The organism is Candidatus Thiothrix putei (assembly GCA_029972225.1).
Classification (GTDB): Bacteria; Pseudomonadota; Gammaproteobacteria; order Thiotrichales; family Thiotrichaceae; genus Thiothrix; species Thiothrix putei.
Window position 1 is genome coordinate 863,823 of record CP124756.1, and the last position, 16,212, is coordinate 880,034.

Here is a 16,212-nt window from a genome sequence, read left to right on the forward strand (position 1 = left end):
CTTGGTGCGTTTTATGTCGCTTTGCGCACCTCACACAACAACGACTTAAACGGCGGAAACCCACTGATCGGGTCAAGCTGACGATCATCCGTCAACTCATTGATATTCGCCTCATTCCAACCGTGGAAACAATGCACCACACCCGGTTTCATTATGTCTGTCACTGCTGCCCGAAACGTCACCGCACCACGTCGTGAACGGATTTCGACTGAATCACCGTCTGCAATACCTCGCGCTGCCGCATCATCGGGGTGAATTTGCACCCGTGGATACGGGTCATGCGCCAACATCGCTGCAATATTATGCTGCTGAGAATGCGTGAAAAACTTCTGCCGCCCGCCGGACGTTAGCACCAGCGGATAATCCGCTAACAATTCCGGCGTAGACAACGGGCTTTCCATCGGTTCGCGGTAAGTCGGCAAGCCGTCGTAGCCGTGCGCTTTCAGTTCCACCGAATCGAACTCGATCTTGCCGGTGGCAGTGCGGAAGCCGTTGATGCGCCATTGCCGATCCGCATCTAAAAAGCCCATTTCCACCAATTCTTCGATCACGGGGCTGTAAACGGTCACGCCTGCGGGGTTTTCCCACGCCTCTTTGCGGATGTCGGGCGGCAAGCCCTCGCCCATTTCTTCCCACGATGCCGCAAGGTTGCCGTGCCAGAATTGTTCCGCCATGCCGAGTTTGACACCCAGTTCGAGGAAGATTTGCCCGTCGGGTTTGGCTTCGCCGCGTGGGGGCAGGGCTTGGTGACGGTATTTCACTTCGCCCTGATAAGCGCAACCAGGGTAGGCGATCAGCGCGGTGCGTTCCAAACTGGTTGCGGCTGGCAATACGATGTCGGCTTGTAAAGTGGCGGGGTTGTGGAAAAAGTCGGAGACGGCGAAAAATTCCAGTTCGCCCAAGGCGCGTTCCATGCGTTTGGAATTCGCCCACATCGCGGTATTAATGCCCATTGCGAGCAAGGCTTTGAGCGGTTGCGGCTTGCCTTCGAGGATGCAGTCCGACATCAACATGCTTTGCGCGGCAGGCCAGTATTTTGTCCAAATCGGGAATACTTCATCGCCAATGCGCGGCGGCAATTCGTTTTTGCACACGTCAAATAGCTCAATCGGCTTGGGCAATACTTTGTCGTTGAAGAAGCGGTTGCCGCCTTCGCGGTCAATATTGCCCGTGACGGCGGAGAGCAAAATCATCGCGCGGTGATTTTGAAAGCCGTTGCTGTGTTGCACGGTGGAGGTGGGCGACATGGCAATTTGCGCGGGCTTGGTGGTGGCAAAGAGTTCTACCGCTGCACGTAAATCGGCTTCGCTAATGCCGCAAATGGCTGCAACCCGTTGCGGTGGAAATTCCTGGATGTAGTCGCGGAAAGCGTCCAGCCCGTTTGCCCATTCATCCAGAAACGCCTGATCTTGCCAGCCATTCGCAAAAATCAGGTGGTGGAAACCGAGGGCGAGTGCGCCATCCGTACCGGGGCGGATTTGCAGGTGAATATCCGCCAGTTCCGCTGTTTCGGTGCGACGCGGGTCAACCACGATCATCTTGCGCCCTTTTTTACGGCTGGCAAGGTGGTGATTTTCAAACGGTGGAATCGAGCCGGAGGCGTTGGTTGACCACACCAACACGCATTGGGTTTTCGGCGATTCGACGGTGGAAGTGGTTTTGAGCTTGTAACCGTAGGTGAGTTTTTCCGCGACCATCGTTGCCGAGAAGCAGCAGCCCGACTCGGTGAGGTAGTTGGGGCTGCCGAAAGCGTGTGCAAGGCGTTGCAATTGCGGGCGAGCTTCTTTGGTGTAGCCCGCGAAAAAGCCCACTGCGGGTGCGCCGTGCTGCGCTTTGGTTTTTTTCAGTGCGGCGGTGATGGTGTCGAGGGCTTCTTCCCAACTGATGCGCTCGAATTCGCCAGAGCCTTTGGCACCGACGCGCTTGAGCGGGTAGAGCAGGCGGTCGGGGTGATATTGGCGCTCTAACTGCAATTGTCCGCGTGGGCAATTGGGCAAGCCTTCAACCTTAATGGCGCGGCCGCTGGGGTCGATGGTGACATCGAACAGGCAATTGGCATCGCATTCGTAACAGGTGGTGCTTTTGACGACGTTAGTCATGGCGAATCTCGTGATAATCGAATCACGCGAGTGTAGTGTAGATTGGCAAGGCGTTTGGAATGACCACCTAACGCACTAGGGAATTTGCTATGATACGTTTAATCTAACGAGGAGAGTGAGTATGTTGAATTGGAACATGATTTTGCAGTTTGCCTACCAGGGCAACCCCGTGCCTGAGCGTACCGTGACTAAAACGGATGCCGAATGGCAAAAACAATTGAGTGATGACCAATATTACGTAACCCGCCGCAAAGGCACAGAACGTCCGTTCAGCTCCGCCATGTGCAGCTTGTTCGAGCCGGGGCTGTACGGGTGTTTGTGTTGCGATACGTTGCTGTTTGATGCGTCGGAAAAGTTTGATTCGGGTACGGGCTGGCCATCGTTTGCCCAGCCGGTCAAGGAAAATGCGATTGCCTACCATGCGGATCGTTCCCACGGCATGACGCGGGTGGAAACCACCTGCAATACCTGCGGTGCACACTTGGGGCATGTGTTTCCCGATGGTCCTGCTCCCAGTGGTTTGCGTTATTGCATGAATGCGGTGGCGTTGAAAAAAATGAAAGGAAGTTGAGCTATGTTGACCCAAGCAGACCTTGCTGACCTGCAATACGCTAAAACGCTGCTGGAAAACCCCGGTCTGGCGGCACGTATCAGCAATGCGGTGGGTACGCCCATTGAAAAAGGCTTGGCGATGTTGCCTGAAGGCGCAAACGAGATGATTGTCACCACCACCCGCAAGGCGTTGGAGACGGCTTTGGATTTCGCCCTGTATACGCTTGATGAAGAACCACGGCATTCCACTAATTGGCTGCACAAAACCTTTGCGGGCTTGAGTGGTGCGGCGGGTGGGGCGTTTGGTTTGCCAGCCTTGGCGATTGAATTGCCGGTTTCTACGGCGATTATTCTGCGCTCGATTGCCGATATTGCGCGGAGTGAGGGTGAGTCTATCAAGTCGCCCGAAGCGCGTCTGGCGTGTTTGGAAGTGTTTGCGTTGGGCGGTTCTGCCGCTAACGATGATGCGGTGGAGTCAGGGTATTTCACCGTGCGGGCGGTGTTGGCGAAATCCTTGACGGAGGCGGCGCAATACATGGCGGCGAATGGTGTTGCGCAAAAAACTGCACCGCCCTTGGTGCGATTACTGACACAAATTGCCGCGCGGTTCGGGATTCCGGTGACGCAAAAAGCGATGGCGCAGTCTTTACCCGTGGTGGGTGCGGCGGGTGGGGCGTTGATTAATACCCTGTTTGTTGATCATTTCCAGAACATGAGTCGCGGGCATTTCATTGTGCGGCGTTTGGAGCGTGTTTACGGTACAGAAACCGTTAAGTTAGCTTATCTGAAACTGTAGGGCGTGCTAGTATCCCTGCCATGAAAGAACGCATTCAAAAACTCCTCTCCCGCGCTGGTTACGGCTCACGTCGTGAAATCGAGCGCATGGTCAACGCTGGCGAAATTCTGGTGAACGGTCAACGTGCCGAATCCGGTCAGGCCATTGACGAAAACGATCAAGTGACCTTGCGCGGGCAACGTTTGCACTTGAGTTCCCGCGTCAATGCCACCCAGAAAGTGCTGATGTATCACAAGCCTGCGGGCGAAGTGTGTACCTTGAGTGACCCGGAAGGTCGCCCGACGGTCTTTGACAGCCTGCCGAAAATCCGCGCCGGGCGTTGGATTATGGTGGGGCGTCTCGACATCAATACCGATGGCTTATTGCTGTTCACTACAGATGGCGAGTTGGCGAATAAGCTCATGCACCCGTCGTCTGAGATCGAGCGCGAATACGCTTGCCGCGTGTTGGGCGAAGTTAACAATGAAATGCTGATCCGTTTGCAGGAAGGCGTGGAATTGGAAGACGGCAAAGCCAACTTCATGCGCATCAAAGACGCTGGCGGCGAAGGGGTTAACCACTGGTATCACGTCGTGCTTGCCGAAGGTCGCAACCGCGAAGTACGCCGCTTGTGGGAATCGCAAGGCGTGAAAATCAGCCGTTTGATTCGGGTGCGTTACGGCAATATCATGCTGCCGCGTTACTTGCGCAGCGGGCATCACAAAGAGCTGGAAGTGCGTGAATTGCGCAAACTTTATGGCTTGGTGAACATGGCGTTTGAAGACGGTTCGGACTTTACCGCCGAACGCCCGGAACGCCGTTCCGGGGCAAGGCCGGGGATGAAATCGGTAGACAGTGGGCGCACGGCGATTGGCGGGAGTCATCCATCGGCACGGCGGTCGAGTTTGGCACGCCCGGCTCGTCCGAGTGTCGCCAGTCGCCCTAGCGGTGCAGGCAAGCGTCCGCCACCGCGTGGACGTGGCTAAGACGCTTAACTCTGTTGAGGGTTCTCCCAGAATTGATGGCGACATTGGCGGCAAAAACAGAGTGTTTTGTTGCCACGCAAGAAGCGCTGCCACCATGTGCTATTCCGTTCGACTAATAGCACGCTACCACAACTAGGGCAGGGGCTTTTTGTCCAATAGGTGGCGTTTGTGTGAGTATGGGGTGAGTACATTCCTTGGTAGGTCAATGGCCTGTTCACGATTTACCTCTTGGACTGTCCTTGTCGCTGGTGTTGATCATCTCTTGAAGTGTAGACCAGCCTATGCAAAAGTATGTTTGAGTAATTACGAAAATTGTTACAAATAGTGACAAAATGTTCCTTAAGACAATCCATTTCCGTTATTATTCGTATCTATCAAGACTTCTTTTAGACGTGGGCTAGTGGGCTAAGGAAATCGTTTATAAAATGGCAATCATAAATGTTTGTACATGTTCGCATTGTTTGTCGGCGGCACGGCGCGTCCGTGTTGGTTGGTGGCGTCGCTTGTTTGCAGGAGGGAAGACGTATTACCGCTGCTACAACTGTGAAAATCGCTTTTGGACAAGAGGTTAGCGATGGTTCAGCAGCTATTCCGCCGCTGACCCTACGCCTTTCAAATAATCCGGCGGACGTATCGCTACTACGCACACGACCTTGGTACACAGCCGCCCGTTGCTGTCGTGCAAACCGTATTCAAAACTCGGCGTAGCCCGTCCTCGCCGCAGCAATTCCGCCCGAATTTCTGCTTCTTTGTCTGCGGGGAAATCGAAGCGCAATTCCATGTCAGTAATACCGGGGCGAACAAAATCCACGCTCAAATGCCGCGTCCACACATGGTAGTCAGGGAAGACTTTTGAGCAAGCCAACGGCGCAATGGGGTCAGCCAGCGAGGCTTGAAAGCCACCGAACATACTGCCTCCCATATTGCGGGAAGCCCATGTTAACGGCAGCCGGATACGAATATGCCGCCACTCATTTTCTAACGCAAGTACCTTAATGCGCATCATCCACCAGGGTGGGTAGAGTTCCAGCCGCCGACTGTCGGGCAAAAACTTTAGCCAGCGGCGCGAGAATTTGACAACATTAAATGCCATCAGCCGACCAGTGCATCCAGCAATGTTTTGTGCTGCTGGATTTGGGGAGCGAGTTTCAGGCGTGCGCTATAAAAAATACAGGTGAGTTCTGCCAGCGCAGTGTCAAAATCGTCGTTGATGATCAGGTAGTCGTATTCAGGGTAGTGCGACATTTCGCTTCGCGCATCCCGCATCCGCCGTTGGATAGTTTCCTCGCTATCTTGCCCACGCCCATGCAGGCGCTGATTTAAGGCTGCTACACTGGGAGGCAGAATGAAAATGCTGGTGACAGCTTCCGCACATTCACGGACTTGTTGTGCGCCTTGCCAGTCGATTTCGAGGATCACGTCTTTGCCTGCATCGCGTAACGCATCCACTGACAAGCGTGACGTGCCGTAGTAATTGTCGAATACTTGTGCGTATTCAAGAAAGTTACCGTCTGCGACTTGCTGGCGGAATACGTCAATTGGGGTGAAGTGATAGTGCACGCCGTCTTGTTCGCCGGGGCGGGGTTGGCGCGTGGTGTGCGATACTGACACCACTAGATTATCCACGCGCTCAAGCAAGGCATTCAGTAAACTGGATTTGCCAGCGCCAGAAGGGGCTGAAACGATGTAAAGCTGACCTGTGCGTGTGTTCATCTGAAAATCCGCCCGATGTGCTGATAAAAATGCGATTATAGAGCAGTATGCACTATAGTCGAGTAGCAGAAATCAAGAGTTAAGGTGGTGTGCCATGATACAAGTAACCCCAGTACCCGCATTTACGGATAATTACATCTGGTTGATTGGTAATACCGATAGCCAGGATGTTGCGATTGTTGACCCCGGTGATGCTGCTCCTGTGCTGGAGGCGCTGCAACGTATGGCAAAGCAGCCCGTGGCTATTCTGATTACACACCACCACCGTGACCATGTGGGTGGTCTTGATAAACTGTTGCAAGCCTACCCCGGTTTACCGGTCTATGGGCCAGCCAATGAAACGATTCCATTCCTCAACCGACCCCTCACGGAAGGTCAGGAAGTGTATCTTGAATCATTGGGTTTGACCTTCCACGTGATGGAGTTGCCGGGGCATACCGCTGGGCATATTGTGTATTACGGCGAAGGCAGTCTGTTTTGTGGGGATACGTTGTTTGCCAATGGTTGTGGGCGGGTGTTCGACGGTACCTTGCATGACCTGTACCATTCGCTGCAACGCATTGCCACGCTACCGGCGGCGACCCAAGTGTATTGCACTCATGAATACACCGTGGATAACATCGGTTTTGCCAAGTGGGTTGAGCCAGATAATGCGGCCCTGGATGCACGTTTGGAAGAATCCTGGGCGTTGTTGGATGCAGGACACCCGACTGTGCCTTTTGAATTAGGGCGAGAATTTGAAACTAACCCCTTTTTGCGCACGCATATTCCTGAAGTTATTGCCAAAGCCGAAGAAATTGCAGGGCGCGAAACGCAAACACCGGATGATGTGTTCGCGGTGTTGCGTATTTGGAAAGATACCGAATACGATTAACGCAGGGATTCGTCTGCGGTTATCTCTCGCAGTAATTTGAATAATTCCCGGCTGCTTTTCGGTGGTTTATTTTGCTCTTTTTCTTTGTGAGCGTTGCGAATCAGGCTGCGAAAATGCTGTACGTCGGTTTCGGGGTATTCTTTCAACCACTCACCTAACATGTTTTCATCGTTGATCAAGCGATCACGCCAGCGTTCCAAACGGTGCAAACGCGCCGTTTCGGCTTTGCCACCCCGATCCCATTCGGCAAGTTTGGCCTCGATGGGTTCGAGAACTTCAGTGCGCATCAGTTTGCCGATGAACTGACGTTGGCGGCGAATTGCGCCATTAGCCGTCAAACGTTGTGCGAGCAAAATAGCGTCGTAGAGCTTTTCCGATAAATCCAGTTGATCAAGCTGTTCTTTGCGTAGGGTAATCAGGCGTTCGCCCAAATCTTGCGCGGCTTCTGCTTCACGCTTGAAGTGGCTTTTGCTGATGTAATCATCTTCTTCATCGTCGTTTTGGTAATCAATCACGGGTGTTCTATCCTTTCAACATGCCCAGACCCACGGTCAGGGAGGGGTACTGTAACCGGATGCCTAATTCAGTCAATAGTTTGTCATTACGAATACGCCGGGATTCTTGCAAATACGAGAGCATTCCGGCACTCATCGCCGCTTGTGCTTCTGCCATGCTGACTTGTGGGGGGCGGGGGAGTCCGGCGTAATCCGCTACTTGGTTAAAATAGTCGGTCATGGTGGATGGATGCCCATCCGTCGCATTGTAAATCGCACCGGAAGGAGCCATTTCCATCGCCCGCTTGCATACCATGGCTAAATCATCGGCGTGAATCCGGTTTGTCCAAGGGGCTTCGGCTTCATACAACACCGGTTCGCCGCGTTGGAGGCGTTCCAACGGCAGGCGGTCGGGGGCGTAAATACCAGGGACGCGCAAAATCACGCTTTCGCCGCCGAAACGCGCCACCCATTCTTGCACGGCATGTTCCGCATCGACGCGGCGTTTGGCACGGGCGGCAATGGGTTTCAGCGGTTCGGATTCGTCAATCCAGCGCCCGCCGCAATCCCCATACACGCCGGTAGTGCTGATTAATACCACGCGCTGGGGTGCTGCATCCATGCCTTTGAGGAAACGGCGTAAGCGGTCATCGCTTTCCCCGTTCGGTGGCGGTGGCATGAACCAGTACACTAATGCTTCATCCAATGCAAAAATGGAAAAGTAGCTGCCTTTATCCACGTCACCTTTACGCATGGCGATACCTTGTGCCAAGCCTAATTGCAAGGATTCCTCGCTGCGAACCCAACCTATAGCCTTCGTACCCTCGTTTTGGTATAACCGTGCGACACGGCGACCAATATCGCCACAGCCCATAATCCACACATTTTGGTTAGATGCACTCATGAATAACTCCCGACTCGATGCTGGCAGTATAAACGAAATCAAGCCCGGAAAGATGAAGCGTGTTGACGCTGGCAACGGCAAGCGCATTCTGATCTGTCACGTAGACGGCGAATTTTACGCAGTAGATGATATGTGTACCCACGAAGATGCTTCCTTGTATCTTGGTTGTTTGCACGGTGATCGGGTGCAATGTTCCCTGCATGGCGCGGAATTCAGCGTCAAAACGGGGGAGCCAATGGCTGAACCTGCTGAGATTCCCTTGAAAACCTATGCGGTTAGTATCGAAGACGGGCGTATTTGGGTAAAGGTGTAAGTACCTTATGCGCCATGTGATGCGGTATTTCGTCTGGCTGTTTTTGTTATGCCTGATTCTTTATCTGGGGTGGGATGGGTATCAGCGTTTTATTAAATCCCCCGCATCCCTGATATCTCCTCCTGTTACGATTATTCCGCCGCCAGTGCTTAAGCCCCCAGTGTCACCACCGCTGCTAGAGCCAAAACCGCCAGCGCATGTCAGGTCGTTGCTGGATTCGGTATACCAACAGGTGAAAGTAACCCGTTCTTATGATCCAGCTTATGTGAATCTGAAATATCCTGGCGGCGATGTGCCGGAATCCACAGGTGTGTGTGCTGACGTAGTGGTACGGGCGTTCCGTGCTCAGGGTATTGATTTGCAACGTGAATTGCATGAGGATATGCGCAAAGCCTTCCATGAATACCCACGTAAATGGGGGATGAAGCGTCCCGATACTAACATCGACCATCGCCGAGTCTATAACCTGATGCGTTTTTTTGAGCGTAGGGGCGCATCCTTGCCGATTACCCAGAATTCAGCCGATTACCAACCGGGTGATGTGGTGGCGTGGGACTTGGGTAAAGGGCAAGCACACATTGGCATTGTGACCCATTATGTCACCCCAGAGGGGCGACCCTTGATTGGGCATAACGTGGCCTATGGCACAAATATCGAAGATGCCTTGTTCTTCTGGCCGGTCATCGGACATTACCGCTACTTCAACCAGTCAGGACTCCCTGAGGATTTGTAGCCGCACTACTGTTTGCTTTCGTGCAAATCAATATGGTTGGGGTGGTTATGAAAATCGGTGCGGTTATCTGTCAGGTATTATTAATCACTGGCTTATCTGCTTGCGGTGGTGGCAGTACGGGTTTGGGGGGCTATACCGTCGCGAATACAACGAATAATAGTCAAAACACTGCGACGACCAGCTCTGGCAGTGGTGTCACCTTATCCAATATTAGTACGTCAACCAGCACAAGTGGGGGAGTGTCTTTCTTGAATGCCCAAGGGTTGTGGCGCGGTAGCAGCGATACCAATCGGGGGGTTTGAAACAGTTACCATAAAATCTATCTAAATCTATTCAAACTTTATCATTTTGGTTAGGTTTATAAAAGCGTAGTGCCGTTTATCCGTAAAAGATAGCAGCAAAAGCACGGATGACTAGACAACTATCACACCGTGCTGCATTCTGTTTGCCATGATCATCAGCCACAAAATCCGCCTTGACCCCAACCATAAGCAAGCGACGTACTTGGCGAAAGCCGCTGGTACAGCACGGTTCGCCTACAACTGGGCGTTGGCAGAATGGCAAACCCAATACGCAGCATGGAAAGACGACAACACCCAGCCAAAACCCAACCAAATGGGCTTGCGCCGCCAATTGAACGCCATCAAACGCGAACAATTCCCCTGGATGCTGGAAGTCACCAAAAACGCCCCGCAAATGGCGATTATCCAACTCGGTGCAGCCTTCAAAAACTTCTTTGCGGGACGCACCCAGTACCCGCAATTCAAAAAGAAAGGCAAAAGCCGCGACAGTTTCACCCTCACCAACGACCAGTTCAGCCTTGACGGTTGCCGCATCCGCATTCCCAACCTTGGGGTAGTACGGATGCGGGAAACGTTACGCTTTTCCGGCAAAATCCTCTCTGCCACGATTTCCCGCACCGCTGACCAGTGGTTCGCCAGCATCACCGTGGATACCGACCAACATCATCTCCCGCCTGCCAAAAACCAAGGCACGGTAGGGGTGGATTTGGGCGTATCTGCACTGGCAACCCTATCAACGGGGGAAAAAGTGGTTGGGGCAAAGCCGCATAAAGCCTTGCTTTCCCGCCTAAAACGGCTCTCGCGCAGCCTGTCCCGCAAGGTCAAAGGCAGTGCCAACCGTCACAAGGCGAAGCAGAAGCTGGCAACACTTCACGCACGTATTGCCAACATTCGCCAAGACAGTTTGCACCAACTCACTACGGATTTAACCCGCCGTTTTCACACCATCGGCATTGAAGATTTGAACGTGTCGGGTATGGTGAAAAACCGTCATTTATCCCGTGCCATCAGTGACATGGGATTCTTCGAGTTCCGGCGGCAACTGGAATACAAGGCGGAAATGCGCGGTGCGGTGGTCGTGGTGGCTGATCGGTTTTTTGCCTCCAGCAAAACCTGTTCTGCTGCTGGCTGTGGGCATAAAGTGGAGAAGCTGCCACTGTCGGTACGTGAATGGACTTGCCCCGTTTGCGGTGCAGTCCATGACCGTGACGTAAATGCCGCCAAGAATTTAGAAGAATACGCCGTGAGTTACACGGTGTCTGCCTGTGGAGGGGAAGGCTCTGGTCTTGGGCGCAAGCCGAAGACGAAACCAGCCCCCGTGAAGCAGGAATTCAACACCATGACTACTTTTAGTTAGCTATAGGTAGATTTGGGTAGGTTTGAAATAACGGTAATCAGCTTGATTTTGGACAATACCTTTTACTGGGTACTTTATTCCGCAGCAGGTGATAATAACAGCCTGGCCGGTGTTGTTGTTGGTAATAGCGTGTCGACTAATGGGGTGGCTACTTCTAGCAATGGAAAAGATTTTAATTTTGAAACTGGCGATTTATTCCCGCTCACATGGCAGGGTAGTTATGTCGCGGGTTCACGGTTGCAGGCTATTCTAACCTACACCGACATCCCTGGTGCGATTGTGACGTTAAATACGGCATACGATAATCACTACAATGCTGCTCCCAATATTGCCAGTCTTAGTGGTCGCTACACAGGGTCTAGCACTAGCTTGACCAACGGGCGTGTAGACACCGCATTTACTATTTTTGCGACTGGGCAAATCAGTGGCAGCCGGGTCGATGGTTGTACCTTCAGCGGGGTTATGTCACCACGTACCAGTGGTAATGCTTACACCGTATCGTTGAGTTACGGCACGGGTTGTTCAGAGCGCAATATAGGCTCAAGTTCTGGCAGTACCGGCTCAGCTTACTTTGACCCAAATAATGGGCAACTGTATAGCGTTACGTTGAACAGTACTGCCAGAGATGTATTGGTGTTTGTGGGTAATAAACAATAAGTACTTATAAAGGTTGATATTTAATGCACGGGTAGACGTGAGCGCAACGCTTCGCGATCGTACCACCATTGGCCTTCTACAATCGCATCAATTACTTGCCCCAAACGTGGCAGAAACACTTTGGGGTCTAGCAAATCTAAGCGATTGAGCCACAAGTTCATCGCTTCTTGCGAATTCACATTGCTGTGGCGTTCGGCAACCTTACCTAGCATGGCACTGGTTAGGAACATCATACTGTCACGTTTTTCACCCTCCAGACGTAAATCGGCAATATAGTGTGCCACGGTGGCGGCTACTGCTGCCCCATCCGCCTTAGGCTGGGTGGCGTCAATCAGATGGTTGAGCATCAGAATTGTCACTTCCGGGGCGATTGGGTAAGTGACCGCCAGCCACAAACCATTGCCCAACGCGGGCACGGAAGCGGGTAGCTCACAGCGGTACAGCACATCGCAGCAACGCACTGCGTCTTCCCAAGATTCGCGATCACGGTAAATCTCGAACGATTCACGGGTCATGCCCCAAGCGGCTTCACGCATCCCCGGTTCTTCCAGTTCCAGCATGATTTCGGCAATCTCGTATTGCACGTTAGCACGTTCCAACGGGTCACTGGCGGGGCTGAGTTGCATCAGTTGTGCCTGGCGTTGCGTGAGTTCGTTTTTCAGCAATTGTCGGGAGTCATTGCTGGCGGTAAATTCAACTGGAGTGCTATCGCTCATGGGAAATGCCTAATTATTTAAAATTGTGTAAGCATAATAGCCTAATGACAGCCATACAATAATTCATTGAAACATTAAGGTAACGTTAAAGTAATCTTAGTTAGGCTGTTTATTATCCAATAATGGGTAGGGTAAGTTGTTTGGCAAGGATCAGCTAAAGGTATTTACATTATGATTTATGAGCTTAATAAAATAATGAAATCGTTAATTGCTAATTTAATGGATTCATTGATGTTTCTGTTAATCGTATTTTTTTATGGGTTAAGGAACTGTCCCGAAATAACTTCCCGAAATCAGGGGGACTGAGGGGTAGCGGTGTAGTTCCATTTTGGCAGGAAATCATCGAACTGGATGGTCATGTTATCCTTAAACGCTTGGGTATACTTGCGCCCGGTTTCAAAAACTTTACTGATGATGCGGACAGCGACCTTCAAGCCAGTGGTGGTTTCCGTTTTTGCCATGTAGTGTTTGGCGGTTTCGACCGTTTCCAACGGCACACCCCGGCAGGCACGGGTCACATGGGGGAACAGTCGGTGTTCAATCGGGTTGTATTTGGAGCAATAGGGCGGGTAGTGGGCGATGCGTATTGTCAGGTTCAGGCTGTCCGCCAATGCCTGCAAGTCTTGCTTGAACAGGTACGCAGAGGAACTGTTGCTGCCACCACCGTCACATAAGACCAACAGCTCGTCAGCTTCGGGGTAGTTGGGTTTCCCTTGCTCACGCCACCATAAGCCAAGGCTTTCGCAGGCAAACTCGGTGGTGTCGTGGCTGGTGTTCAGGTGCAGTGCCGCTTCGTTGCGGGCAAGGTCGTAGATGCCGTGGGGGATCACCTGACCATTGCCATAGCTGGGGAAGTCATGGTCATTGACCTCCGTGGGTTCGACGGCATCCGTTACCCCTTCACGGTAAAAGTTGCCCAGCAGTTCCTTCTTTTTGGTGTCAATGCTGATCACGGGTTTGCCTGCTTGCAGGTAGGTTTGTTTGAGTTGGGCAATCTTTTCAAACTGGGCATTACGGTCAGCGTGTTGCCCCATGGTGCGTTTCTTCTGGGGCTTGCGGCGGCGGTAGCCGTGCTCCCGCAATAGGCGCGACACCACGTTTTTCCCAGCCGATGTCCCCAATGCCTGCATCCGCCGGGCAATCTGCCGACGTGACAGGTTCGTCCATTTCACCGCCTCCCGCATGGGGTCGCCTGCCGTATGATCCTTTAAAACTTGGCGAAAATGCTCATCCAATTGCAGGTGCGTAGCGTTCAGCCGTTTGCGCCCGCCCCTTTTTTTCGCTGCCTTACGGTGGGCAAGCCATCTTCCGATTCCAACTCCGTCAACCCGTGGCGGATGGTTTTGGGGTCACAGTCCAATAACCGGGAAATGTAGTCCTGCCCCCCGTGCCCAAGCCGGACGGCTTCCACGGCGGCGTAGCGGCGGCGGTCACGCTCATTGAGCGATTGGTAGAACCGCTGCATTTGTTTTTCTATGGCTGATGGGTAAACATCCATTGGCTCATCCTCGGTGTTGATTGGCATTACAAGGGGCTATCTTCCCCCTTTCGCTGTTAGCAGAAAAGAGGGAAGTTATTTCGGGACAGTTCCTAAGCGTACTGCAATTACCAATACCAGAGCTTGCTCATATGTTTTTACTGTTAATAGTATTTTCTATCGTTATTAATATGATTTTGTCATCAGGCGGCAAACACCTTCCTTTATCACATTAATATGAGAGCCACTTGCAAAATTACATTTTCAGCGTGAACCTTCCTTCATCTGAAGGAAAAAAGAAGTGTGGGCTGCCGTTTTCGGCGATAATAGAAGCGTCAAAACAACCATTAAGCCCACGCTATGAATTCTACCGAACGCGCCCTGATTGCACAACGCTGGAGTTTGCTGCAAATTGAAATACTACCTTGCTTCAATGATGCCTTTGGCACATTGACCCCCAAGCTTGAAAAACTCATTCACGTACTGGAGCTGACGCGCATTGAAGATTTTGTGCGCTCTTTTCGTGATGGGTCTGGACGGCCAGCGACGGAGCGATCTTGGTTTGCCAATGCTTTTGTCGCCAAAAGCGTGCTCAATATTGTCAATACGCGAGCACTCATTGACCGGCTGCAAAACGATCGCTCCCTGCGACGCATCTGCGGGTTTCCCCTGACCAAGAAACTGCCTTCCGAATCCACCTTTTCACGTGCCTTCGCTGAATTTGCTGAACAGCGTTTAGCGGAACGTGTGCATGAAACGTTGGTGAAAACGTATTTGGGCGATGCGCTGATCGGCCACCTGTGTCGGGATTCAACAGCCATTGAGGCACGTGAACGGCCTGTTGCCGAGGAAAAGCCAAAGAAAAAACAAGGGCAAACACGGATTCAGCGCCAACGGGAACAGTCACTTCAGCAAGCACTCGATGAGATACCGGTTCAGTGTAACCGGGGGACGAAGAAGAATGCCCAAGGCTACAAGCACAGTTGGAACGGCTACAAACTGCATATCGATACCGCCGATTGTGGTGTCCCGATAGCAGCCATTCTGTCTTCCGCCTCGTTTCACGACAGCGGGGCAGCCATCCCACTCTCTCAAATCAGTGCCCAACGTGTCACCAGTCTCTACGACCTGATGGATGCAGCCTATTGCAGTGCTGATTTGCACGAATACAGCCGTCATCTGGGGCATGTCCCTCTGATTGATCACAATCCTCGCGGCGGACAGAAAGAAGCGTTTGAACCTGCTGATGCCGAGCGTTACAAAATTCGCAGCACCGTAGAACGAACCAATGCCCGCCTGAAGGATGAATTTGGTGGTCGGAATGTGTGGGTGCAAGGTGCGCAAAAAGTTTACAGCCACTTGATGTTTGGGATTTTGGTGTTGAGTGCTGATCAACTGATGCGTGTCTTGTTATAAAGCGACTGGGTTTGAAAAAACACGGGAAGACTGACTGAAAAACAGGAGCAGTCGCATCGGTATGGGTGAAATTTAGCAAAAGTTACGGTAAAACTGAAAAAGCTCAGGTTTCGTTGGTCAAATTGAGTAAAAAATCGGCTGAATATGCGGCGTTCGGTCAATGCTGAAAATTGAGCAACTCAGTTTGTCGGATTTTGCAAGTCGCTCATGAATTTCCTTATTACGGTTGTACCATTAATAAAATTTGCCCATTGTGAACGCCTTCAGCCGTTTGCAGCTTGAACTCGAATTTATAAGGCTCTTGTATTAATGTATCGGTTTTAATCAAGGTAAGTAACACTTCTCCTCCCGCACCTTGGTTTACTTTGCCTCCTGAAATGCCTTCTCCAGTATGATTACGCGCATCATATAACCATAACTGATAGAAAGTACCGGCTTTAGGTTTAGGCAAGTCTTGAATGCGCAAAACACCTTGTTGTTGTGTGCTATTCCAAACAACATCACCTTGCACATCTTTCACGATAGGGTTAAGTGTCCGTAACCAGTTACCGCTAACACTGCTGGGGTCAGCTAATAAATTTTCACGCAATACGGCTAAATCCGTTGTCGATTCACTGTCTGCCTGCACCTTACGAAATTGCGGTATGGTGAAAAATAATACGGTTAATAGCGCCATGCTGATAAGCAGGATAATTAACCAATTTGTATGTGAAGTGCCACTCCGTGACATATAAACTCCCTTGTCGCCTGTTTTTATGTCGGGACTACAACAAGTTGCCATAATAATATCCCCTGATTATACCGAATAATAAGACGCCTGTTTGTGCAGTGCGCTAAAATGATC

General features: G+C 51.7%; 19 protein-coding genes. 10 read left to right on the forward strand and 9 right to left on the reverse strand.

Features of this window, described 5'->3' with window-relative positions; all coding sequences use genetic code 11:
* Positions 1–11: 11 nt before the first annotated feature.
* Positions 12–2,099 carry a molybdopterin-dependent oxidoreductase gene (locus tag QJT81_04475; GenBank protein ID WGZ95247.1) on the reverse strand — a complete coding sequence of 696 codons (2,088 nt, stop codon included), beginning with the start codon at positions 2,097–2,099 and terminating at the stop codon, positions 12–14.
* A gap of 121 nt (positions 2,100–2,220) precedes the next feature.
* Between QJT81_04475 and msrB the strand changes: the two genes are divergently transcribed.
* The 3 genes from msrB to QJT81_04490 are packed head-to-tail and all read left to right on the forward strand — an operon-like array spanning position 2,221 to position 4,412.
* Positions 2,221–2,670: a peptide-methionine (R)-S-oxide reductase MsrB gene (gene msrB, locus QJT81_04480; GenBank protein WGZ95248.1), complete on the forward strand. Its 450-nt coding sequence runs from the start codon at positions 2,221–2,223 to the stop codon at positions 2,668–2,670.
* A gap of 3 nt (positions 2,671–2,673) precedes the next feature.
* Positions 2,674–3,447, forward strand: coding sequence for an EcsC family protein (locus QJT81_04485; protein ID WGZ95249.1), 774 nt, complete (start codon positions 2,674–2,676; stop codon positions 3,445–3,447).
* 20 nt (positions 3,448–3,467) lie between these two features.
* Complete coding sequence (locus tag QJT81_04490; protein ID WGZ95250.1) at positions 3,468–4,412, forward strand: pseudouridine synthase; 945 nt, start codon at positions 3,468–3,470, stop codon at positions 4,410–4,412.
* 586 nt (positions 4,413–4,998) lie between these two features.
* On the opposite strand, the gene QJT81_04495 is transcribed toward QJT81_04490, so the two are convergent.
* Both QJT81_04495 and gmk read right to left on the reverse strand, forming a co-directional pair.
* Entirely contained in the window at positions 4,999–5,505 is a 507-nt protein-coding gene (locus tag QJT81_04495) for a PaaI family thioesterase (protein ID WGZ95251.1), read from the reverse strand.
* Complete coding sequence (gene gmk, locus QJT81_04500) at positions 5,505–6,125, reverse strand: guanylate kinase (protein WGZ95252.1); 621 nt, start codon at positions 6,123–6,125, stop codon at positions 5,505–5,507. The genes QJT81_04495 and gmk overlap by 1 nt, the downstream gene beginning before the upstream one ends.
* A gap of 94 nt (positions 6,126–6,219) precedes the next feature.
* Between gmk and gloB the strand changes: the two genes are divergently transcribed.
* A complete protein-coding gene (gene gloB / locus QJT81_04505; protein ID WGZ95253.1) occupies positions 6,220–6,999 on the forward strand; it encodes a hydroxyacylglutathione hydrolase in 780 nt (259 codons plus the stop codon).
* Here the strand turns inward: gloB and yjgA are convergent.
* Positions 6,996–7,514, reverse strand: a complete 519-nt coding sequence (gene yjgA / locus QJT81_04510; protein WGZ95254.1) for a ribosome biogenesis factor YjgA — start codon at positions 7,512–7,514, stop codon at positions 6,996–6,998. The genes gloB and yjgA overlap by 4 nt on opposite strands.
* 7 nt (positions 7,515–7,521) lie before the next feature.
* Positions 7,522–8,397: an SDR family oxidoreductase gene (locus QJT81_04515; GenBank protein WGZ95255.1), complete on the reverse strand. Its 876-nt coding sequence runs from the start codon at positions 8,395–8,397 to the stop codon at positions 7,522–7,524.
* On the opposite strand from QJT81_04515, the gene QJT81_04520 reads away from it, so the two are divergent.
* From QJT81_04520 to QJT81_04540, 5 genes are all read left to right on the forward strand, one after another.
* Positions 8,396–8,710, forward strand: coding sequence for a non-heme iron oxygenase ferredoxin subunit (locus QJT81_04520; protein ID WGZ95256.1), 315 nt, complete (start codon positions 8,396–8,398; stop codon positions 8,708–8,710). The genes QJT81_04515 and QJT81_04520 overlap by 2 nt on opposite strands.
* Before the next feature lie 7 nt (positions 8,711–8,717).
* Positions 8,718–9,443 carry a DUF1287 domain-containing protein gene (locus QJT81_04525; GenBank protein WGZ95257.1) on the forward strand — a complete coding sequence of 242 codons (726 nt, stop codon included), beginning with the start codon at positions 8,718–8,720 and terminating at the stop codon, positions 9,441–9,443.
* A gap of 47 nt (positions 9,444–9,490) precedes the next feature.
* Positions 9,491–9,745: a hypothetical protein gene (locus QJT81_04530; GenBank protein ID WGZ95258.1), complete on the forward strand. Its 255-nt coding sequence runs from the start codon at positions 9,491–9,493 to the stop codon at positions 9,743–9,745.
* A 148-nt stretch (positions 9,746–9,893) separates the two neighbouring features.
* Positions 9,894–11,102 carry an RNA-guided endonuclease TnpB family protein gene (locus QJT81_04535; GenBank protein ID WGZ95259.1) on the forward strand — a complete coding sequence of 403 codons (1,209 nt, stop codon included), beginning with the start codon at positions 9,894–9,896 and terminating at the stop codon, positions 11,100–11,102.
* 42 nt (positions 11,103–11,144) lie between these two features.
* Positions 11,145–11,759 carry a hypothetical protein gene (locus QJT81_04540; GenBank protein WGZ95260.1) on the forward strand — a complete coding sequence of 205 codons (615 nt, stop codon included), beginning with the start codon at positions 11,145–11,147 and terminating at the stop codon, positions 11,757–11,759.
* Between the two features lie 20 nt (positions 11,760–11,779).
* Here QJT81_04540 and QJT81_04545 read toward each other — a convergent pair whose 3' ends face one another.
* The 3 genes from QJT81_04545 to QJT81_04555 all read right to left on the reverse strand — a co-directional run bounded on the left by QJT81_04545 (position 11,780) and on the right by QJT81_04555 (position 14,000).
* Positions 11,780–12,475, reverse strand: coding sequence for a hypothetical protein (locus QJT81_04545; GenBank protein ID WGZ95261.1), 696 nt, complete (start codon positions 12,473–12,475; stop codon positions 11,780–11,782).
* 293 nt (positions 12,476–12,768) lie between these two features.
* Positions 12,769–13,710, reverse strand: a complete 942-nt coding sequence (locus QJT81_04550) for an ISAzo13 family transposase (protein ID WGZ95262.1) — start codon at positions 13,708–13,710, stop codon at positions 12,769–12,771.
* A gap of 17 nt (positions 13,711–13,727) precedes the next feature.
* Positions 13,728–14,000: a hypothetical protein gene (locus QJT81_04555; protein WGZ95263.1), complete on the reverse strand. Its 273-nt coding sequence runs from the start codon at positions 13,998–14,000 to the stop codon at positions 13,728–13,730.
* A 312-nt stretch (positions 14,001–14,312) separates the two neighbouring features.
* Between QJT81_04555 and QJT81_04560 the strand changes: the two genes are divergently transcribed.
* On the forward strand, positions 14,313–15,368 hold the full coding sequence (locus tag QJT81_04560) for a transposase (protein ID WGZ95264.1): 1,056 nt from the start codon (positions 14,313–14,315) through the stop codon (positions 15,366–15,368).
* 220 nt (positions 15,369–15,588) lie between these two features.
* Here QJT81_04560 and QJT81_04565 read toward each other — a convergent pair whose 3' ends face one another.
* On the reverse strand, positions 15,589–16,098 hold the full coding sequence (locus QJT81_04565) for an anti-sigma factor (GenBank protein ID WGZ95265.1): 510 nt from the start codon (positions 16,096–16,098) through the stop codon (positions 15,589–15,591).
* Positions 16,099–16,212 lie beyond the last annotated feature (114 nt).